At 38.0% G+C, this 18,963-nt stretch carries 19 protein-coding genes; 9 read left to right on the forward strand and 10 right to left on the reverse strand.

All coding sequences use genetic code 11. The annotated features are described in order from the left end of the window. Positions 1-371: 371 nt before the first annotated feature. The 3 genes from Q8907_02995 to Q8907_03005 all read right to left on the reverse strand — a co-directional run bounded on the left by Q8907_02995 (position 372) and on the right by Q8907_03005 (position 1,854). Complete coding sequence (locus tag Q8907_02995; GenBank protein MDP4273227.1) at positions 372-809, reverse strand: NUDIX hydrolase; 438 nt, start codon at positions 807-809, stop codon at positions 372-374. An 18-nt stretch (positions 810-827) separates the two neighbouring features. Then, positions 828-995, reverse strand: coding sequence for a hypothetical protein (locus Q8907_03000; protein ID MDP4273228.1), 168 nt, complete (start codon positions 993-995; stop codon positions 828-830). A gap of 67 nt (positions 996-1,062) precedes the next feature. Beyond that, positions 1,063-1,854, reverse strand: coding sequence for a C40 family peptidase (locus Q8907_03005; GenBank protein ID MDP4273229.1), 792 nt, complete (start codon positions 1,852-1,854; stop codon positions 1,063-1,065). 230 nt (positions 1,855-2,084) lie between these two features. Between Q8907_03005 and Q8907_03010 the strand changes: the two genes are divergently transcribed. After that, a complete protein-coding gene (locus Q8907_03010) occupies positions 2,085-4,205 on the forward strand; it encodes an HDIG domain-containing protein (protein MDP4273230.1) in 2,121 nt (706 codons plus the stop codon). Between the two features lie 61 nt (positions 4,206-4,266). On the opposite strand, the gene Q8907_03015 is transcribed toward Q8907_03010, so the two are convergent. From Q8907_03015 to Q8907_03025, 3 genes are all read right to left on the reverse strand, one after another. Beyond that, entirely contained in the window at positions 4,267-4,920 is a 654-nt protein-coding gene (locus tag Q8907_03015) for an outer membrane lipoprotein carrier protein LolA (protein MDP4273231.1), read from the reverse strand. Positions 4,921-4,993: 73 nt separating this feature from the next. Beyond that, positions 4,994-7,372, reverse strand: a complete 2,379-nt coding sequence (locus Q8907_03020) for a DNA translocase FtsK 4TM domain-containing protein (protein MDP4273232.1) — start codon at positions 7,370-7,372, stop codon at positions 4,994-4,996. 124 nt (positions 7,373-7,496) lie between these two features. Then, positions 7,497-8,030: a hypothetical protein gene (locus tag Q8907_03025; protein MDP4273233.1), complete on the reverse strand. Its 534-nt coding sequence runs from the start codon at positions 8,028-8,030 to the stop codon at positions 7,497-7,499. A gap of 432 nt (positions 8,031-8,462) precedes the next feature. Between Q8907_03025 and argF the strand changes: the two genes are divergently transcribed. Together argF and Q8907_03035 are read left to right on the forward strand one after the other, a co-directional pair. Beyond that, on the forward strand, positions 8,463-9,464 hold the full coding sequence (gene argF / locus Q8907_03030; GenBank protein ID MDP4273234.1) for an ornithine carbamoyltransferase: 1,002 nt from the start codon (positions 8,463-8,465) through the stop codon (positions 9,462-9,464). 104 nt (positions 9,465-9,568) lie between these two features. Continuing rightward, positions 9,569-9,850 carry an RNA-binding protein gene (locus Q8907_03035; GenBank protein MDP4273235.1) on the forward strand — a complete coding sequence of 94 codons (282 nt, stop codon included), beginning with the start codon at positions 9,569-9,571 and terminating at the stop codon, positions 9,848-9,850. A 161-nt stretch (positions 9,851-10,011) separates the two neighbouring features. Here the strand turns inward: Q8907_03035 and Q8907_03040 are convergent, their stop codons facing one another. Then, positions 10,012-10,380: a DMT family protein gene (locus Q8907_03040; protein MDP4273236.1), complete on the reverse strand. Its 369-nt coding sequence runs from the start codon at positions 10,378-10,380 to the stop codon at positions 10,012-10,014. Positions 10,381-10,454: 74 nt separating this feature from the next. Next, a complete protein-coding gene (locus tag Q8907_03045) occupies positions 10,455-10,682 on the reverse strand; it encodes a hypothetical protein (GenBank protein MDP4273237.1) in 228 nt (75 codons plus the stop codon). A 551-nt stretch (positions 10,683-11,233) separates the two neighbouring features. Here Q8907_03045 and Q8907_03050 point away from each other — a divergent pair. The 3 genes from Q8907_03050 to Q8907_03060 all read left to right on the forward strand — a co-directional run bounded on the left by Q8907_03050 (position 11,234) and on the right by Q8907_03060 (position 14,741). Further along, on the forward strand, positions 11,234-11,992 hold the full coding sequence (locus tag Q8907_03050; GenBank protein MDP4273238.1) for a hypothetical protein: 759 nt from the start codon (positions 11,234-11,236) through the stop codon (positions 11,990-11,992). A gap of 101 nt (positions 11,993-12,093) precedes the next feature. Next, positions 12,094-12,600, forward strand: coding sequence for a GNAT family N-acetyltransferase (locus Q8907_03055; GenBank protein MDP4273239.1), 507 nt, complete (start codon positions 12,094-12,096; stop codon positions 12,598-12,600). A gap of 92 nt (positions 12,601-12,692) precedes the next feature. Beyond that, positions 12,693-14,741 carry a dihydrofolate reductase gene (locus tag Q8907_03060; GenBank protein ID MDP4273240.1) on the forward strand — a complete coding sequence of 683 codons (2,049 nt, stop codon included), beginning with the start codon at positions 12,693-12,695 and terminating at the stop codon, positions 14,739-14,741. A gap of 73 nt (positions 14,742-14,814) precedes the next feature. Here Q8907_03060 and Q8907_03065 read toward each other — a convergent pair whose 3' ends face one another. Further along, the gene (locus Q8907_03065) at positions 14,815-15,441 is read right to left on the reverse strand and encodes a hypothetical protein (GenBank protein ID MDP4273241.1); all 627 of its coding nucleotides are present in this window, start codon (positions 15,439-15,441) and stop codon (positions 14,815-14,817) included. A gap of 250 nt (positions 15,442-15,691) precedes the next feature. On the opposite strand from Q8907_03065, the gene Q8907_03070 reads away from it, so the two are divergent. The 3 genes from Q8907_03070 to Q8907_03080 all read left to right on the forward strand — a co-directional run bounded on the left by Q8907_03070 (position 15,692) and on the right by Q8907_03080 (position 17,989). Continuing rightward, the gene (locus Q8907_03070) at positions 15,692-16,291 is read left to right on the forward strand and encodes a hypothetical protein (protein ID MDP4273242.1); all 600 of its coding nucleotides are present in this window, start codon (positions 15,692-15,694) and stop codon (positions 16,289-16,291) included. Positions 16,292-16,355: 64 nt separating this feature from the next. Beyond that, a complete protein-coding gene (locus tag Q8907_03075) occupies positions 16,356-17,402 on the forward strand; it encodes a 2-hydroxyacid dehydrogenase (protein ID MDP4273243.1) in 1,047 nt (348 codons plus the stop codon). Positions 17,403-17,413: 11 nt separating this feature from the next. After that, positions 17,414-17,989: a nitroreductase family protein gene (locus Q8907_03080; protein ID MDP4273244.1), complete on the forward strand. Its 576-nt coding sequence runs from the start codon at positions 17,414-17,416 to the stop codon at positions 17,987-17,989. A 17-nt stretch (positions 17,990-18,006) separates the two neighbouring features. Here the strand turns inward: Q8907_03080 and Q8907_03085 are convergent, their stop codons facing one another. Continuing rightward, positions 18,007-18,876, reverse strand: a complete 870-nt coding sequence (locus Q8907_03085) for an SMP-30/gluconolactonase/LRE family protein (GenBank protein MDP4273245.1) — start codon at positions 18,874-18,876, stop codon at positions 18,007-18,009. Positions 18,877-18,963: the final 87 nt, after the last annotated feature.

Raw genomic sequence — 18,963 nt, forward strand, 5'->3', positions numbered from 1 at the left:
AATATTTTGGGCTGAATCCAAAATTCCTGATTCCTTTATTAATCCGTTGGCTGAAGCCAACGGCAATTCATAATTCGGAAATTATCAACTTCATTTCATTTTTTTATTAACCCATTATCTCATTAACCCCTTAGCATATTATTATCCCATTATCCTGAAATAATAAAAGATTAATTATTTGGGCGAAAGCCCAAAATTCTGTTTGTCCCATCTATCCGTTGGCTAAAGCCAACGTCAATTCATAATTCGGAAATTATCAACTTCCCTTTATTTCATTTTTTTATTATCTCATTATCTCATTATCCCATTATCCCATTATCCCATTATCCCATTATCCCATTATCCCATTAGCATATTATCCCATTAGCATATTATCCCATTATCATATTATCCAAAACATACTTAAGAATTTTTTCGTGGTCAAATGCCAGCGAGGGAAGTTCATGTAGAGGGAACCAACGGGCTTCTGTGGCATCATCACCACTAACAACCTGTGTAGTTTTGTCATCTACAAATCCCAGAAATGCAATGGAAAGAGTTCTGCCCCGCGGGTCGCGATGGGGGTCGTCAAATACCCTGATTTGCTCGAGATGCTTTACCGCGACTCCTGTTTCCTCCTTCAATTCCCGTTTGGCAGCGGCTTCAAGAGTTTCCGCCACTTCCATATAACCACCCGGGAAGGCCCATCTGCCCTGAAAAGGTTCATGGCCACGGAGCACCAGTAAAATTTTGGAATCCCTGCCATTTCCCGACAATATAACACAATCAACTGTAACCGAAGGCCGGGGATATTTATAAGAATAAGGCATTTTTACATTTTTTCTTCGTCATCTCATTTTTTCTTCGTCATCTATGAACTCATCATTTTTCCCGTTAAAATCATCATCATCATGACCATCTTTATCTTTAGGCTCTATCATCTTCAAAAAGAACAAGATGACAGCCACTACTGCAATAAAAATGAATAAGCGAAGAAAATGATTGAAGATATACATGGCAGCGTTATTTTAGGATTACAACAATCCTATTCAAAGTTATAAAAATAAAGTCATCCGGCAAAGGTTATATGATCTTTTTTATCCATTGGAGATGATGCGAATATTCATGGGTTTCGACATTTAATATTCCCGCATGGTCAATAAAATCTATCCTTACCCGCCCCGAAGCATGAATAATTCTGCCGTTTCCAAGCAACAGGCCTACATGAACAGTTTTTCCGCCAGCATTGGCAAAAAAGGCCAAATCACCGGGCAAAGCTTCTTCGGGAACCTTGACCTCCTCACCTAATTTAGCCTGCACGCTTGCATCACGGGGAATAACTATACCGCTTAACTTATAAACCACCTGTGTAAATCCGGAACAATCAATTCCCATAGGGCCTCTTCCCCCCCATAAATATGGAGAGCGCAAGTATTTCATGGCATCTGCCACAATTGACTGTCTCAGGTTTTTTTCCTCAACAACCGGATGAACCTCCCCTTCAGTAAGCAAAAAAGGATCATCTCCCAACTTAAAAGTTCTTTCCTTTTCTGAATAAAAAGGAAGTGAACTGCCAATGGGCACCGTAAAACTGCTACCCGTCTCCATCAGTTTCACCGTATTATAAATGCATGAAGTATAACGAAGTCCGGGTTGACCCGTCTGCAGTATTTTATCAGCTTCAATCCGTTGCGTCATCCTTATATCCAGCCAGCCTTCATAACCGTCATATTCTAAAACAACATGACACCAGTTCTTTCGCTGTTCGAGTATTCTGAAACATTCCCCAAACAATATCTGGCTTACCATCTCACTTCTGTGTTCAGGTTCCCTGCGCAAAGGAATCACACTGACATTTGCTATTGCATATTCCATCTGTGACTTTTCTTAATTTATAACAAAGCTACAAGATTTTTTCAACTACCAGAAATAATGACTAATGTATATTTTTATTTCAACATATTGCAAAAATTGTATATTTGCAATTAACTCAGTTCTTTTCGAATGAGTATAATTAATCGCAGGATTTATCCTGTTTGCTATTTTTTTCCTGCATTTTTTGCGTCTGCAAACAAGTTCTTTTCCTGCGTTCTTAAGATAAAAAGATGTTAAAAAATATATACAATTTTTTTAAAAAGAATAAAAAACAGATTATCCGGCTTTTGCTTTTTGCAATAAGCGCTGTCATTATTTTATTGCTTATTCCTCATGAAGGCAAGTTCAGCTTCGAATTCCAAAAAGGGAAACCCTGGATGCATGAAGATTTAATTGCCCCTTTCGATTTCCCTATTTACAAGACCACTGAAGAATTAAAAATTGAAAAGGACAGCCTTCTTAGAGATTACAAACCTTATTTCCTCTATCAGGAAGAAGTAGGGAAAGAACAAATTAACAACTACACCATTGCCTTTGATAAGTTATGGAATCAATTTATATCAAAAACATCGGAAGTTCCAGGGGAAACAGAAAAGGATTATCGCTTGTTACTTTCCAACAAAAAGGAATACAATGATTTTGGGTACAATTTGCTTCTCCATGTGTATTTAAAAGGCATTGTTGAAATTTCAGACCTGGATGAGGAAGACAATGAAGAAAAAACCATCTTTTTAATCCGGAATAAAATAGCGACAGAACAGGCTTATTCTGAAATTTTCACTCAAAAAACAGCATACGAGTATGTTAGCCAACAGATAAAAAAACAGTTCAGCAAAGAAAGCCTGGGAATGACCTTCTTTAAAGAATTGAAATTAAATAACTACATCCTGCCAAACCTGATTTACGACAAGGAAACTTCGAACAGCATCAAACAAAACATGATCAGCAACATGTCGCTGACACGAGGGATGGTCCAATCGGGTGAAAGGATTATTTCTAAAGGTGAATTGGTGAGCGGGAACCGTTATCAGATTCTTGAATCCCTAAAACATGAATACGAATCGCGGATGGGGGAATCATCAAGCTATATCCTTATTTTGCTGGGACACATGATACTCATCGGTTTTTCCTTAACCATCATCTATCTGTTTTTGAAAAAATTCAGGCCCGGGGTATTAAAAAACCTTTCCCAGATTTCCTTCATTCTCTTCCTGATTGTTCTTTCCGTGGCTATTGCAAGTGTCACCTTAAAACTAAAAGCCATCAATTTTTATATCCTGCCTTTTGCCATCATTCCCATTATTTTAAGAACATTCTATGATGAACACCTGACCTTTTTCATCAATGTGATTATTTTATTGTTTATTGGTTTTATTGCCCCCAACGGTTTTGAATTCATCCTGATCAATGTAATTGTCGGGACTGTAGCCATATTTTCACTCACCAATCTATACCGGCGGGCGAAATTAGTCCTCACCGCCCTGCTTATTATTTTCACCTATTGCCTGATTTATTTTGGGATATCTATATTACAGGAAGGCAGTCTGGCCAAAATTGAAGGGCAAAATTTTGTCTGGTTCGGAATCAACGGTTTACTGATCCTGTTGTCTTATCCTTTAATTTTTGTGTTTGAAAAAATATTTGGTTTCTTGTCGGATACGACATTGATGGAGTTGACCGACATCAATCAGCCGCTGTTGCGTAAACTGGCAGATGCAGCACCAGGTACATTTCAGCACTCGCTGCAGGTTGCCAACCTGGCAGAAGAGGCCATCATTCAGATTGGAGGAAATCCTTTACTTGTCCGTGCCGGCGCTTTATACCATGACATAGGAAAAATCGACAGGCCCTTATATTTCATTGAGAATCAAAACACGATGATCAATCCGCACGACAACCTCGAATTTGAAGAAAGCGCAAACATCATCATTTCGCATGTACAACATGGAGTAGAAATTGCTTCCAAGTATCGCCTGCCGGGTGCGATAACCGATTTTATAAAAACCCATCACGGCACTTCAACCGTCCATTATTTCTATCGTTCGTTTATTAAGAAGTATCCGGAAAAAGAAGCTGAAAGAAGTAAATTCACTTACCCTGGTCCCAAGCCATTTTCAAAAGAAACAGCCATTGTAATGATGGCCGATTCGGTTGAAGCTGCATCTAAAAGTCTTAAAATTGCCGATGAACGTAACATTGACGAACTGGTTGAAGAAATCATCAGCCGCCAGGTAAAGGATGGACAGTTTATCAATACCAACATCACCTTCAGGGACATCACCGAAATAAAGACTTTGTTCAAACAAAAATTACAGAACATCTACCACGCACGAATAGCCTATCCCAAATAAAAGAGGATCAACCTTTAAGGCCGATCCTCTTAAAATTATTTTCCTATAAGATTTTCAATTACTAAAATCTCATGTCGTTTACTTCAACTTTCGGATGTTTCTTTTTATCAAAGGTAAAATCCGTTGAACTTACTTTAAAATCAGGAACAAACTTGCTAATACTTATGGTTGTCTGGTTTCCATCTTTTAAAAAGACCTTAGCCGAATGCAATTCCAGGGATTCTTTTTCAATCTGAAGCCTTACCCTAGAATAACTCTTCTTTAAATCGAACGGGAAAAGGTCTATTTCATACAGTACTTTCCCTCCTTCAGTAAATTCCCTCAAAAACTTGTATTTGTACTCTTTGTCATAAATACGGAACAAACGGGAAGGATTATTTAAAACACTTTCATCCTTTTGGGATCCGGCTTTTGAGATGTTCACTTCGTTCGATTCTGGTAAATAATTCCAGACCGTACGGCCATCCGAAATCACTTCAGACCCCATCAGATTCAACTTGTATTTATTCCCTTTCAAAATAATACTTCCCTGCTGATGGGACTTTTTTTTGTTCTGAAGGTTGATATTAGAAATAGAGAAGTCAGCCTTAATAGCAGAATAAGATTTTGATTTTGCTGAAAAACGGCTGAGAATCTCTTTGGCTTTGGGATCATGCTGACCAAATGCCGACAATGAAAACGATAAAATTAACAGATTAATCCAAAACTTCATCATAACAAATTAAATTTAAAAATACTGTGCTGCTCCATAACTTTTTAATTTTCTAAAAAAGCAACACGACCAATAATTATTTTAAGGTATTCAAATATTGTTCCAAAGAATATTCATCGGTATACAACACCTGCCGGGCTTTGCTCCCTTCATTGGGGCCAACGATATTAGCTGCTTCGAGTTGATCCATTATTCTGCCGGCTCTGTTGTATCCAATGGAAAATTTCCTTTGGATCAGGGAGGTTGAACCTTGCTGGTGCATCACCACCAACCGGGCAGCTTCATCAAACATTTCATCTCTTTTATTCAAATCGACTTCTGCGGTAGCCCCTTCTGTTCCTGAAAACTCAGGTAAAAGCATGGCTGAAGGATAGGACTGTTGCCGGGAAATAAAATCAGTGATATGTTCAATTTCAGAGATATCAATAAATGCGCATTGGATTCTTTTCATATCCCCTGCAGCAATCAACATATCGCCACGGCCTACCAATTGGTTGGCCCCTGGCCCATCCAGGATGGTTCGAGAATCTATTGCAGAGGACACCCTGAAAGCTACACGGGCAGGGAAATTGGCCTTAATCACACCGGTAATGATATTTGTCGTAGGACGTTGTGTTGCAATAATCAGGTGTATTCCAATGGCCCGGGCCAACTGAGCAAGCCTGGCAATTGGTGTTTCAATTTCGCGGCCCGCTGTCATAATCAAATCAGCAAATTCATCTATTATCACAACGATATAAGGCAGATAACGGTGACCATATTCAGGGTTCAGCTTACGGGCAATAAATTTTGTATTATATTCCTTAATGTTTCTTACATGGGCCATTTTCAATAGATCGTAGCGTTGGTCCATTTCTATGGTCAGAGAATTCAATGTATTGATGACCTTTTGGGTATCGGTAATAATTGCCTCTTCAGAATCAGGCAGTTTGGCCAGAAAATATTTCTCTATTTTTGAATATAAGGTCAACTCCACTTTTTTGGGATCTACCAGCACGAACTTCAATTGTGAAGGGTGTTTCTTATACAGCAATGAGGTAATCATGGCGTTTAATCCCACAGACTTTCCCTGTCCGGTAGCACCGGCTACCAGCAAATGAGGCATGGCTGTGAGGTCGAACACATAAGTTTCATTTGAAATGGTTTTCCCCAAAGCAATAGGCAATTCGTATTTTGATTCCTGGAAACGGCGTGAGGCAAGGATGGAGCGCATAGAAACGATTTCAGGCTTCATGTTCGGGACCTCAATTCCTATAGTGCCTTTTCCGGGAATAGGCGCGATAATCCTAATGCCTAAAGCAGCCAAACTCAGGGCAATATCATCCTCCAGATTCTTGATTTTTGAAATCCGGATGCCCGGTGCCGGGACAATTTCATACAAGGTAACCGTAGGGCCAATGGTGGCTTTGATCTTGGTAATGGGAATTTTATAATTGCCCAATGTTTCAACAATCTTATTCTTATTGTTGATCAGCTCATCATTGCTCACTTCCGAATTTTCAGACTTATGGTCTTCAAGTAAATCAAGGCCGGGAAATTTATAATGAGACAAGTCCAAAGTGGGATCATATTCGCCCATTGCTTCCAGAGCTGAATCAGCATCCTCTACAGGATCCAAGGGGGTATCCATGACCGTGAAACCGGGGTCAGCAACAAGCGGAACGGGTTGCAGTTCGCCAATTTCGCCAACTCCCTCAACTTCTTCATCCTCCTTCTCAACAAATGATTTTTGTGCTGTAAATTCCACATCATCATTTAAGATCATCTTTTCCTCCTTTTGTTCTTCGGGTATATCCTCAGCAAATTGATTTACTTCCTCTTTGATTCCTTCGGCAATATTTTTCTCCTGGTTCTGTGTACTTTTCAGAAGACGCTTTAAAGCCGGCAACACATTATCAAAGGAAAAAACCACATAAGCAAAAATAACAGAGGCCAAAAGGAAAAAAGTACCCACCTTGCCGATAAATGCATCAAACCAATGAGACATGATATATCCATGTCCTCCCCCTAAGCCGCTGCCCAAAAAGCCATTGGTGGCACCAAAAAAGAAACCCAGGGTAAAGGATAACAAAACCGTAATAATTAAAGTATGTTTGATTGTCTTCCAAAGAGGCAGGGTTTTTATATGCAGTAGATGAAACCCTATCAGGAACATAAGAAAAGGAAAGGAAAAGGATGCAATGCCAAACCACTTATTCATAAAGAGATTGGCAATCCTTGCCCCTGTTTTTCCCGACCAGTTTTCAACCACAATGGAAGAACTTGAAAATGTCCTGGACCATTCAAAACTCTGATCTACCTTCCAGGTGAAAAGGAAAGAAATAAATGCCAGGGTAAGAAATGCAGCAAAAAAAACAACAAGTAAACCCGCGGTTATTTTGACCCGTTCATCACTAAGTGAAAAACGTTGTTTTTTCGTATTGCCTTTATCTTTGGACTCTGTATTTTTCGCCATGAAAAATTTTTATAATAATACTCACAAACAATTGCAATATATACCACAAAAATAATTGAAAAATTGAATGCTAAAAAGGCTAAGTTAAGAAAAGGAAATTTTTTATAATCAAAAATCCACTTGACTATTCGGTGAGAAGACACAAAACCTTTTGCAAGCTTGTTTTTGAGATATACTGATAGCCCTTGGGAATAGTAAAATCAGTTTCGGATACAGGCCCAAAAACGACTTTTTTTGCCCGCAACTGCATATCCATCTTCCCCCATGCAATTCTGAAATCCATCAATACTCCATCAATACCAGCATAGGGATTGGTTTCGTTAGGTTTTCTAAGTTTGATCTGATCGGTGAAAAATACGTTAAAATTTTCTCCTCCGGACCTTTTCACAACAGCCTTCCTGCATAAAAATCCGGCAATTCGTTGTGTGGAATGGTCAAAAACAAGATTGTATTTAGAATTCCCTGTAAAATAGGCAGGCCATTCCCCTTTATCTCCCTGATGAATATATTTATGATTAAGTACATGAATAAAAGTAATATTGGATTTATCCTGACAAATATTCCCGAAACTAAAAAAACCCATAAATCCTCCAATCATGAGAATATATTTATCCTGTTTAAATTTAACCACCATGGTTTGGGGGAGAAATTCTCCCATAAGTTTGTCAGGCCTTTGATTTAAATATGAAATATTATAAACAATATACCCTTCACTATATTTTGAATCTGCTCTTTTGCATTGAAAAACTAAACACAGGCATAATAAAAGCGAACCAAAAAAGACGATATATTTTCTCATTGAATAAGGATTTCGGAATGTATTTTCCATTAACCGGATTGTAAAGTTAGAAATATATATTTTATCTCCAAACTATAAACACCTTATTATTTATAATTTACAAAATAAGCCTTAGCTGTTTTTCATCAACTCAGTCCAAATCCCCGTTAATTGAAGTTGTAATCCATCCTTTGTAAGGGGTACTAAATCCCAGGCAGAAAAAAAACGGCAAAAGGCCAATAAAAAAAATGAAAAATTTTAAATTTGTATCTAATATGATAGGGTTATAATATTTAATTGAAATTTATCACTATGGCATTTAATTTAAGAAACCGGAATTTTTTAAAATTGCTGGATTTTTCTTCAGAAGAAATTCGTTTTTTATTGAAACTTTCAGCCGAATTAAAAATCGAAAAATATAGCGGAGCCGAAAGGCCCATGTTAAAAGGCAAAAATATTGCCTTGATTTTCGAAAAAACCTCGACGCGTACCCGCTGTGCATTTGAAGTAGCCGCGCACGACCAGGGTGCACAGGTAACTTATTTGGGGCCAACCGGTTCACAGATAGGCATTAAAGAATCCATGAAAGATACGGCAAGGGTTTTGGGAAGGATGTTCGATGGCATAGAATATCGCGGTTTTGGGCAGGATATTGTGGAAGAACTTGCCCAATATGCCGGAGTACCCGTCTGGAATGGCCTGACCAATGAATTTCACCCCACCCAGGCATTGGCCGATGTATTGACCATGACAGAAAAAGTAGACAAGCCGGTGAATAAAATATCATTTTGCTTTTCTGGAGATGCAAAGAACAATGTTGGGAACTCATTGATGGTTATTGCCGCCAAACTGGGCATGGATTACCGTGCTGCCGCGCCCAAAGAATGTCAGCCCAATGAAGACCTGGTAAAAACCTGCGAGGACATTGCCAAAAAAACCGGAGGGAAAATAACCATCACCGATGACATCAATGTAGCTGTAAAAGGAGCGGATTTTCTCTATACCGATGTATGGGTTTCCATGGGAGAACCCGAAAGCCTGTGGGAAAAAAGGATAAATCTTCTGAAACCTTATCAGGTGAATAAAAAATTAATGGATATGACGGGAAATCCTAATGTTAAATTTTTACATTGTTTGCCTGCTTACCACGACAGAAACACCAAAATAGGGGAACAGGTTTATCAAAAATTCGGATTGGATGCTTTGGAAGTAACAAATGAAATTTTCGAATCAGAGAGCTCTGTAGTCTTCGATGAGGCTGAAAATAGGATTCATACAATAAAAGCTGTTATGGTTGCCACACTGGGTTGTTAATATAAAAATGCCAAAAACGAAATATTATTAAATTTTATTATTAAATTTAGAAAAATTTATTAAAATTGTATAAGCGTTTTTATAATTAACAAATTTTCCTAATTATGACTATTTATGTTGGTAACATCTCTTACTCTATGAAAGAGGAAGAATTGGCAAATGTTTTCAAAGAATTTGGTACCGTAGTGTCGGTAAAAATCATTTCCGACAAGTATAGTAACCGTTCAAAGGGTTATGGATTTGTTGAAATGGAAAATGACTCTGATGGAGATGCAGCAATTAATGCATTGAATGGAAAAGAAGTGGGTGGAAGAAGCATTAAGGTTAATAAAGCTCATCCACGTAAAGAAGCAGAGCCTGTCACTCAACAACCGACGCGAGAGTAAGCAATAATTGATAATATTTACACCTTAAAAATCAATTGTTTACCTACCCTATTGAATTAATAAAAAGAGGAATTTTACAAGCTAATTCCTCTTTTTTATTTAGTCGAAATAGACCAATTTTTTGTGAAAAATCAAAACACCCTAAGGGCCTGGCCTGAATATCAGTCTTTGAATATAAAATACACCGCTAAGACCAAAAAGGAGAAGCCAATGAGATGATGCAACTTGAGCGTTTCATTTTTAAAAAATACCAGGGAAAAACAGGTAAAAACAACCAGAGTAATTACCTCCTGAATAACCTTTAATTGCATCAATGAAAAAGGTCCTCCATCACCTTTAAATCCGATTCTATTTGCCGGAACCTGGAAAAAATACTCAAAAAGGGCTATGCTCCAGCTGATTAACACTATGGCCAACAGGCTGAGATGGCGAAACCAGTTAAATTGATTAAGTTTCAAATGACCGTACCAGGCAAAGGTCATGAAAATATTAGAAACAATTAACAAACAGATTGTATAAAAACCTTTCATCCTCTACATAAACAAAAAAAGGAGTGTTTCCACTCCTTTATTTTTTAACAAGTTACCTTTAAGGTTTAAACTTATTACTTCTTAGCTTTTGTTGAGTCAGCTTTAGCAGTTGAATCAGCATTTGCAGATGTAGCAGCCTGAGCAGCAGCAACTGAATCTGCTTTGAATTGTTCTTTTGCTAATGAATCAGCAACTCTAATTGAATCTTGTCTAGCTTTTTCAGCTTTTTCTTCAGCACTGGGGCCGCAAGCTACGACTGCTAAAGTCCCAGCAATTGCTAATAAACCTAATAATTTTTTCATTTGTTTCTAAAAATTTATTTAATTATAACGCAAAAGTATATTAATTATACTATACGATGTTCAAAAATTTTAAAAAATTATTTATTTTTTTTCAACAACTCTTTCAGATTGATATTTTCAACAAATGATCAAATTTTTCAAATCAACCTTTTATAAACAATTTTATCTGAAAAAAGAAAGGTTTATTTATAATCCCCCTCTCATTTTCGACTGCAAGTATAATAAAAAACTTAATTCTGCACAAATAATTTTTTATTTTTATCGTTTAACTAAGTTATTTATAAATGCTTGTTTTGTCAAATCAGCATTTTTACTTAAATATTTCAATTATAACCTTTTTTAAACCGATAATCCCTCAAATGTCCTATAAATCACCACCTTTTATATATCCGTCACAAATCATTATGTTTGATCCTTTTTTATAAACAGAATGGGATTTGTTTTATCAATTTTTTATTTAATTAGAGCCTTGTGATTTTATAAAAGCTGAGGTCAAAGTCTTTTGGATTTTTAATTGAAATACTTATATTTATATAATAAACTTAGCCTACATGGAGCAGCAAGAGGACATAATGATGGACGGAGAAAATATTTATAACAAGATAAAGGAAATTTTTGGCTGTATGTCAAACAACCTCAATATCCTTGAAGAACAAATAGATATTGACCTGCAGATGGAATATTTTGAGTTTTCAAAAAACCTGAATGCCCAAAAAAGTTCTGAGGAAATATTAGAGGAAAAAGACAAACTGTTCGAATCTTCCGTCAGTGTTGAAACTAAAAAAAAGATTTTGGTAGAACTTGCCTCTGTTGAAGAAATTGAGGCCTTCCGCACCATTGAAAAATACCTTAAAAATCCGGATAAAGAATTAAAAGACTGGGCGACCTTATCCCTTCAGGAAAGTAAAATGTTTATTGAGAGTAAATTGCTTGACGAAAATCAGATTTTTATTTCAACCGGACTGGGAGGAAAAGGTTCTAAACTAAGATACTTTGTAGTTCTGATTTCTCAAAAAAAGACAAATTTTACGGTCCTTCAGAAAAAAGTGATCAAAAGTGAATTCGATTATACCTTAAAAAAATATGACGGAGAGATTGAAGAAATAAAATATGCAAAAACCTTTTCCACCATTAAAGCTGTTATTCCCTTAAATGTATCCATAAAAGAAGTTTTCAAAGAAGCTCTTGACGAATGCAACCAATATGGGAACTTTTTAGAGGACAATTTTATTGTCACCAATATGAAAGAACTAAGCTTTGAGGAAATTGAAGACTTTCTGGAAAAAGAAAAATATAACGAAAACACCTAGCCCCCATTACCCTCTCTCCTGTCTGATCTTCGCAATTGTTCATTTATGATTTATCAAAAAAAATATGTAGGTTTGAATGCAAAAGTATAATATGCTGAATAATGAATATCATACAAGCTAAGGATAATGATTTTATTGATATATTATTTGTTGTCAAACAATGTCTTAAAGAGAAACAGGGATTATTTATAGGGAATAAACTTTACACCGATTCCGAACTTTCAGAAAAAATAAAAAAAGATATTGAAGATCAGGCTCTCTTTCTATGCCAAGAACACGAATCATGCATTGCCTTAATTGCCCTGGGCCGCCAACAGCCCGAGGAATACCGGCATATATCCTGGAACGACAACAGTGCCCACTTTCTTTCTATTCAGAACCTCATCGTACATCCGCATTGGCAGCAAAAAAATATTGCTGAAAAACTACTTCTTTTTGCTGAATCCTTTTCAACTGAACAAGGATACTCCTCTTTAAGATTTAGTACTTCAAACTTGAGTGAACAAACTGTTAAAATATTTGAAGAAGCAAAATTTATCCGTACAGGTCATCTTCCTGCTACTAAACAAAATATGCCCTGCGATTGTTATGAAAAAATATTGAAGTGAACTTGCACAAACATTATAGATCGTTAGAAAAAACAATACATGTATATAATATTCAATAATATAAATTATTCCATCCATTAAAAATAGCAAGAATGAAAAAAATCACCGTTTATCTAATCATATTTGTTATGTTGTTTTCAAGTAAAATAAAAGCACTTGAGGTAACGGCCCCAAACCAGCCCGACACCTTCAAATACTATGTGGAAAAATTTGCCGATCTGAAGATTCTGCGTTATCAGGTTCCGGGTTTCGAAAATCTCAGCCTGAGACAAAAGAAACTGATATATTGCCTTAATCAGGCGGCCCTTTCGGGACGCGACATCATTTTCGACCAAAATGGCAAATACAACCTGATGGTTCGCCGTACCCTGGATAATATCGTCGAAACTTACAAAGGAAATCGCAATTGCCCGGACTTTGAACAATTCATGGTTTACGCCAAAAGAGTGTGGTTTTCAAATGGAATATACCATCATTATTCATGCGATAAGATTATCCCCAAAATTTCCCGGCAATATTTCCAGGCTTTGGTTAAGCAGTCGAACGTTCAAAAGTTCCCTTTAAAAAAAGGGGAAACAATGGATAAGTTTCTGAGCAGAATTAGCCCGGTTATCTTTGATCCCACGATTGCTCCTAAACGGGTTTCGCTTGATCCAAGCAAAGATCTGGTTCAAAACTCCGCCTGTAATTTTTATGAAGGGGTAACAGAGAAAGAAGCCGATCATTTTTACAAATCCATGGTAAAACCCAATGATCCCACCCCTGTTTCTTACGGTCTGAACTCGAAACTGGTAAAGGAAAACGGGCACCTGATAGAAAAAACATGGAAAATCAACGGAATGTATGGCTCGGCCATCAGCGAAATCGTTAAATGGCTGACTAAAGCTCTCCCTTATGCTGAAAACCAGGAACAGAAAGCAACCCTTGAGAAACTTATAGAATATTACAAAACAGGGAACTTAAAAACCTGGGATGATTACAATATTTTATGGGTTAAGGACTTAAAATCGGAAGTAGACTTCACCAATGGTTTTATTGAAACATACGGAGATCCCATTGGATTGAAAGCCACCTGGGAAGCCATTGTCAATTTCAAGAACCTGGAAGCTACCCATCGTACGGAAATCATCAGTTCCAATGCTCAATGGTTTGAGGATCATTCGCCCATCGATCCAAGATTTAAGAAGAAAGAGGTAAAGGGTGTTTCTGCCAAAGTGATTACCATAGCCCAGTTAGGCGGAGAATGTTATCCCTCCACTCCCATTGGCATCAATCTGCCCAATGCCGATTGGATCAGAAAAGATTACGGCTCCAAATCAGTTACCCTCGAAAATATAACCTATGCTTATAACCAGGCATCTTTAAAGGATGGCTTTCTGGAAGAATATGCCGCTGATCCCAGTGAAATAAAAATGATCAAAGATTATGGGTATATCACGGACAATCTGCACACCGATTTGCACGAATGTTTAGGACACGGTTCCGGGCAACTGTTGCCGGGAGTAAAAACCGATGCCCTGAAAAATTACCAGTCTACCCTGGAAGAAGCCAGAGCCGATCTATTTGCCTTATATTACATGGCTGATCAGAAAATGGTGGACCTTGGCCTGCTTCCTGACGCTGAAGCATATAAAGCCCAGTATATGTCCTATATCCGCAATGGACTGATGACCCAGCTGGTACGCATCAAACCCGGGAAAAACATCGAGGAAGCCCACATGCGCAACCGCCAGCTCATTGCAAAATGGTGCTACGAAAAAGGCAAAGACGGCAATGTTATTGAGTTTTTCACAAACGACGGCAAAACTTATGTCAGAATCAACGACTTCGATAAGTTACGCACGCTTTTTGGAGAATTGCTCAAAGAAGTACAAAGGATAAAATCTGAAGGCGATTACGAAGCAGGAAAAAATCTGGTTGAAAATTATGGCGTACAGGTAGATGAAAAGTTACACCAGGAAGTTTCGGCACGTTATGAAAAACTGAATCTTGCTCCTTATGGTGGCTTCATCAATCCTGTCTTTACCCCGTTGATGAAAAACGGCGAAATAACCGATGTGAAAGTAAGCTATCCTGACAACTACGTACAGCAAATGCTGGATTATTCAAAACATTACTCATTTTTGCCTACATATAATTAATCTCAATTAACACAAAAAACGCCGGATATAAATGTTAAATATATCCGGCGTTTTTATTAGTTCTTAATTCTGCCTAATATACATTGTAATTACGCAATACAGGTTTTTGTTTAGTTTTTTGTTTCTGTTTTGACGGAGAAGTAGATTTTTTAGGTTGCAGCGGTTGTGCTGGTTGCGCCGGTTTCTCAGGTGGACGTGATAATTGATTAGCAATAGAATCCATATAATGCCTCATCTCCTGCATCGAAGAGGAAGGAAAGTCAAAATTACGGAAGAAATCGTCTTTAAAAGGATCACCGGGCATCATCATCGAATCCGAGAAAAATTTTTTAAATTCTTTTTCATCCATCACTTCTGACTGTTTAAAAGAAAAAGAACGGAAATTTTCCATTCCGCTGCCCGACGAATCTCTGGATGAATAGCTGTATGTCGAATCATAACCTACTATATTGCCCTTTTCATCATATTTTTTGTTGACATGTATGTCTATTTTAGGCTGATTGGATGATACCGTATCACCGTCATGACTATAGCCAGGCAAAATACTCTTGCCCTGGGCACTGCCAAAGAAAAAAGGTACAAAAAACAAACACATCATAATCAACAATACAAGCACCGGGGCATTCAGAACTTTTTGCCCAAAAGAATTGGATTTAACCTGTTTTCCATAATACAGAATCTTTTTAAATAATGAATTCATCCTATTTTCCTCCAACTTATTTCTTTAAAATGTTCAAAATTTACCTTATTATGATTATTTCAAATTTTATGCAATTTTAATGGATTGACTCAATTACGGACTATCCAATGAGTTAAATATTGTTAAAGCCCTGGATCATCCCCGACATATTGATTTTTTACTTTCAGAATAAACTATGACATAAAAATTATATTGCCGTTTTTAATCAAATAGTTGTTAAAATTGCAAACTCAAACAAAAATAAAAATAGATGAGTAATTTTCTGAAAAACAACCATTTGGATATTCCACAGGATTTACATATACATACCGTTTTCTCCAAAGGAGATGGTGCTATAGTATCCCAGCAGACAATTGAATTTATTGCCTCACTTCATCATGCCAATATAGTAGGCATCAGCGATCATTACGAATACCTTGACAATGAGGAAGATTTCAACCTTTATAAAAAAACTGTAAAAGCAAATGGCCTGCATTTAGGTACGGAAATAAACGGGGGCGAATGGGCTGCCAAAGCCGCAAAAAAAGAATTTGAATATTTTGTTTATCATTGCCGCAACCGCGAACAGGATTATGAAGGGCTGGATATTCTTCTGTCTACAGGTAAACCGGTCATTATTGCCCATCCCTTATTCCTGGGCACTGATTTAAACCGGGTACCGGCAAAAAGTTTCGTGGAAATCAACAACAGATATATTTGGCGTGCCAACTGGAAGGAAGGATTCAAGGATTTTACCCATAAATTTAATTTTGTGATGAGCTCTGATGCACACCAGCCCAACTGGCTTAACCAGAATATTGCACGTACGGTGGCCGATGAATTGGGAATTAAAGAAACACTGTTATTTTAATCCTATAATCGTAAACATTTTCATATAAATGTTGTTTTATTGTTATAATAATAACAGTAAAAATATGAAAATTGCTTTTTTTGATGCCAAACCTTATGACAAGGATTCATTTAATGACATCAACCAAAAATTTGGTTATGACATTAAATACTTCAAATTCCATTTATCGCTCGACAATGTAGACCTTGTAAAGGGCTATGAAGTGGTCTGTGCTTTTGTCAACGACCTCATCGACAAGGATATCATTGATAAACTCTACGAAAACGGTGTAAGGCTCATTGCGCTGAGAAGTGCTGGTTTCAATAATGTGGATTTCAAGGCTGCTTATGGGAAAATCCATATTGTAAGGGTTCCGGCTTATTCGCCGCATGCCATTGCAGAGCATACAGTTGGATTAATGCTCACCCTGGACAGGAAGATTTACCGGGCATACAACCGCACCCGCGAATTTAACTTTACACTTCAAGGCTTGCTTGGCTTTGATTTATTCGGAAAAACAGCCGGGGTCATCGGTACGGGAAGAATAGGCAGGGTCCTGATCAAAATTCTAAAAGGTTTTGAGATGAACGTGCTGGCTTATGACCCACATCCTGATCCCGATTTTGCCCGTGAGATAGGATGTACCTTTACCGACCTGGATACCATCTTTGCCCAGTCTGATGTTATCTCCCTCAACTGTCCGCTTACGAAAGAGACGGAATACCTGATCAACGAGCAAAATATCGCCAAAATGAAGGATGGAGTCATGATCCTCAATACCGGCAGGGGCAAGCTCATCAATACCCTTGACCTGATCGAAGGACTGAAAACCGGCAAAATAGGTTCTGCCGGATTGGATGTATATGAGGAAGAAAGCGATTACTTTTACGAAGATTTATCGGACAGCGTGGTGGTCGATGACACCCTGGCCCGGCTTTTAAGTTTCAACAATGTAATTGTCACTTCCCACCAGGGATTCTTTACCCGCGAAGCCCTGACCAAGATTGCAGAAGTCACCTTGCAGAATATCCGCGACTTTGAAGAAGGCAAATCCCTGGAAAATGAAATCTGCTACCAATGTTTGGAAAGCGGCACCAATTGCAGGAAGAAACAGGGAAAACAATGTTTTTAACAAATTGAATAATGGATGTAAAAGAACTTATTTTAAAAAACCGCAGTTGCCGGCGTTTTTATGAGGACGTCTCTATTCCCGAAGACGAACTGACAGAATATGTGGACAATGCCAGATTATCCGCCACAGGTGGAAATGTTCAATCCTTAAAATTCATCATCTCTGGTAAACCGGAGACAAATGCAATCATCTTCCCCACCCTTGCCTGGGCAGGTTATCTGAAAGACTGGCCCGGTCCCTCGGAGGGAGAACGCCCATCAGCTTATATCATCATCCTGAATGATAAAAACATTTCGGAAAGATATTGGTGTAATCAGGGAATCGCTGCTCAAAGTATTTTATTGACTGCTGTGGAAAAAGGATATGGTGGCTGCATGATTGCTGCAGTACAGCGGGAAAAACTTGCAAAAGCGCTGAATCTTCCCGGAAATTTGGAGATTCTTTTGGTATTGGCCCTTGGGAAACCCAAAGAAACCGTAGTGATTGAAAAAATGGGACCCGATGGTAACTATAAATACTGGAGAGACGAAAATCAGGTCCATCATGTTCCAAAGAGAGAGCTTAAAGACATCATTCTGAAGCTTTAAACTCCCTCTGAGTAAAATTACTTTTTCTGGTAATAGTTTGGATTTACTCCCCTGGCCCCAGGTTTCACCCAGAATATGCTGCCACTGTGCGGATATTTTTTGAGTTCCTCTTTGGTTAAACCCTGACTGGCGGTAGTGATATATAAAATATCCATGTTCTTGCCTCCAAAAGTGCAGGAACTGACGCGAGGTGCCGGGACATGAATTTTCATGAGCATCTTCCCGCTATGCGGATTAAAACATTTTACGCAGGAACCGTTCCATTGCGCAATCCACAACATTCCTTTCGAATCAATCGCCATGCCGTCGGGATGTCCTGCGGAGAATTCTCCTGTAATCCTGACTGCTATCCTCTTAAACTTAATTTTGCCGGTGGAATTGTCATAATCAAATTCCTGCACGCACATGGTCGGGGTATCTATGAAATACATGGTCTTTTTGTCGGCAGTCCAGACTATGCCGTTCGACAAACTGACAGTATCCAGCATCTTGTTTAATTTACCTTTTGAATCGTAGCAATACAGCGCAGCCGCTTTCTTTTTCCCATTCAATGACATGGAACCTACCCAAAATCTTCCGTCAGGATCACATTTCCCGTCATTAAAACGGCTGATTTTCGGATCGTAATCAGCTTTTGTCAAAAATGAAAGTTTTGAGGTTTTAAAATCAAGATGATAAATCCCGTCCTGCAAGGCTACCAATACACCGCCCGATTTTTCGGGCACAAAAGTTCCAACCCTTTGGCCCAACGGGTAAGCACGATTATGCTTGTTCACCGGGTTAAGGATGTTAAAAATGCCTTTTTCAATGTCTATCCAATATAGTTCCTGAGTTTTGGGAATCCACATCGAACCTTCAGCATTGACTGCCCCGGCTTCATATAACAAACTGGCTTCTTTAACCGGAACGTCCTGCCCTTTTACTGATGCCCAACCACAGGCAAGGAATACACAAAGACTAAAAAGCCCTTTAGT

Source organism: Bacteroidota bacterium (genome assembly GCA_030706565.1).
GTDB lineage: Bacteria > Bacteroidota > Bacteroidia > Bacteroidales > JAUZOH01 > JAUZOH01.

What these genes read in the sequence shown, in the direction of transcription:
- Q8907_03035 (MDP4273235.1), top strand. Translation starts at nt 9,569, where the DNA reads ATGACTATTTATGTTGGTAACATCTCTTACTCTATGAAAGAGGAAGAA.
- Q8907_03000 (MDP4273228.1), bottom strand. Translation starts at nt 995, where the DNA reads ATGTATATCTTCAATCATTTTCTTCGCTTATTCATTTTTATTGCAGTA.
- Q8907_03025 (MDP4273233.1), bottom strand. Translation starts at nt 8,030, where the DNA reads ATGGGAGAATTTCTCCCCCAAACCATGGTGGTTAAATTTAAACAGGAT.
- Q8907_02995 (MDP4273227.1), bottom strand. Translation starts at nt 809, where the DNA reads ATGCCTTATTCTTATAAATATCCCCGGCCTTCGGTTACAGTTGATTGT.
- Q8907_03010 (MDP4273230.1), top strand. Translation starts at nt 2,085, where the DNA reads ATGTTAAAAAATATATACAATTTTTTTAAAAAGAATAAAAAACAGATT.
- Q8907_03045 (MDP4273237.1), bottom strand. Translation starts at nt 10,682, where the DNA reads ATGAAAAAATTATTAGGTTTATTAGCAATTGCTGGGACTTTAGCAGTC.
- Q8907_03040 (MDP4273236.1), bottom strand. Translation starts at nt 10,380, where the DNA reads ATGAAAGGTTTTTATACAATCTGTTTGTTAATTGTTTCTAATATTTTC.
- Q8907_03065 (MDP4273241.1), bottom strand. Translation starts at nt 15,441, where the DNA reads ATGAATTCATTATTTAAAAAGATTCTGTATTATGGAAAACAGGTTAAA.
- argF (MDP4273234.1), top strand. Translation starts at nt 8,463, where the DNA reads ATGGCATTTAATTTAAGAAACCGGAATTTTTTAAAATTGCTGGATTTT.
- Q8907_03050 (MDP4273238.1), top strand. Translation starts at nt 11,234, where the DNA reads ATGGAGCAGCAAGAGGACATAATGATGGACGGAGAAAATATTTATAAC.
- Q8907_03005 (MDP4273229.1), bottom strand. Translation starts at nt 1,854, where the DNA reads ATGGAATATGCAATAGCAAATGTCAGTGTGATTCCTTTGCGCAGGGAA.
- Q8907_03055 (MDP4273239.1), top strand. Translation starts at nt 12,094, where the DNA reads ATGAATATCATACAAGCTAAGGATAATGATTTTATTGATATATTATTT.
- Q8907_03015 (MDP4273231.1), bottom strand. Translation starts at nt 4,920, where the DNA reads ATGATGAAGTTTTGGATTAATCTGTTAATTTTATCGTTTTCATTGTCG.
- Q8907_03075 (MDP4273243.1), top strand. Translation starts at nt 16,356, where the DNA reads ATGAAAATTGCTTTTTTTGATGCCAAACCTTATGACAAGGATTCATTT.
- Q8907_03060 (MDP4273240.1), top strand. Translation starts at nt 12,693, where the DNA reads ATGAAAAAAATCACCGTTTATCTAATCATATTTGTTATGTTGTTTTCA.
- Q8907_03080 (MDP4273244.1), top strand. Translation starts at nt 17,414, where the DNA reads ATGGATGTAAAAGAACTTATTTTAAAAAACCGCAGTTGCCGGCGTTTT.
- Q8907_03070 (MDP4273242.1), top strand. Translation starts at nt 15,692, where the DNA reads ATGAGTAATTTTCTGAAAAACAACCATTTGGATATTCCACAGGATTTA.
- Q8907_03020 (MDP4273232.1), bottom strand. Translation starts at nt 7,372, where the DNA reads ATGGCGAAAAATACAGAGTCCAAAGATAAAGGCAATACGAAAAAACAA.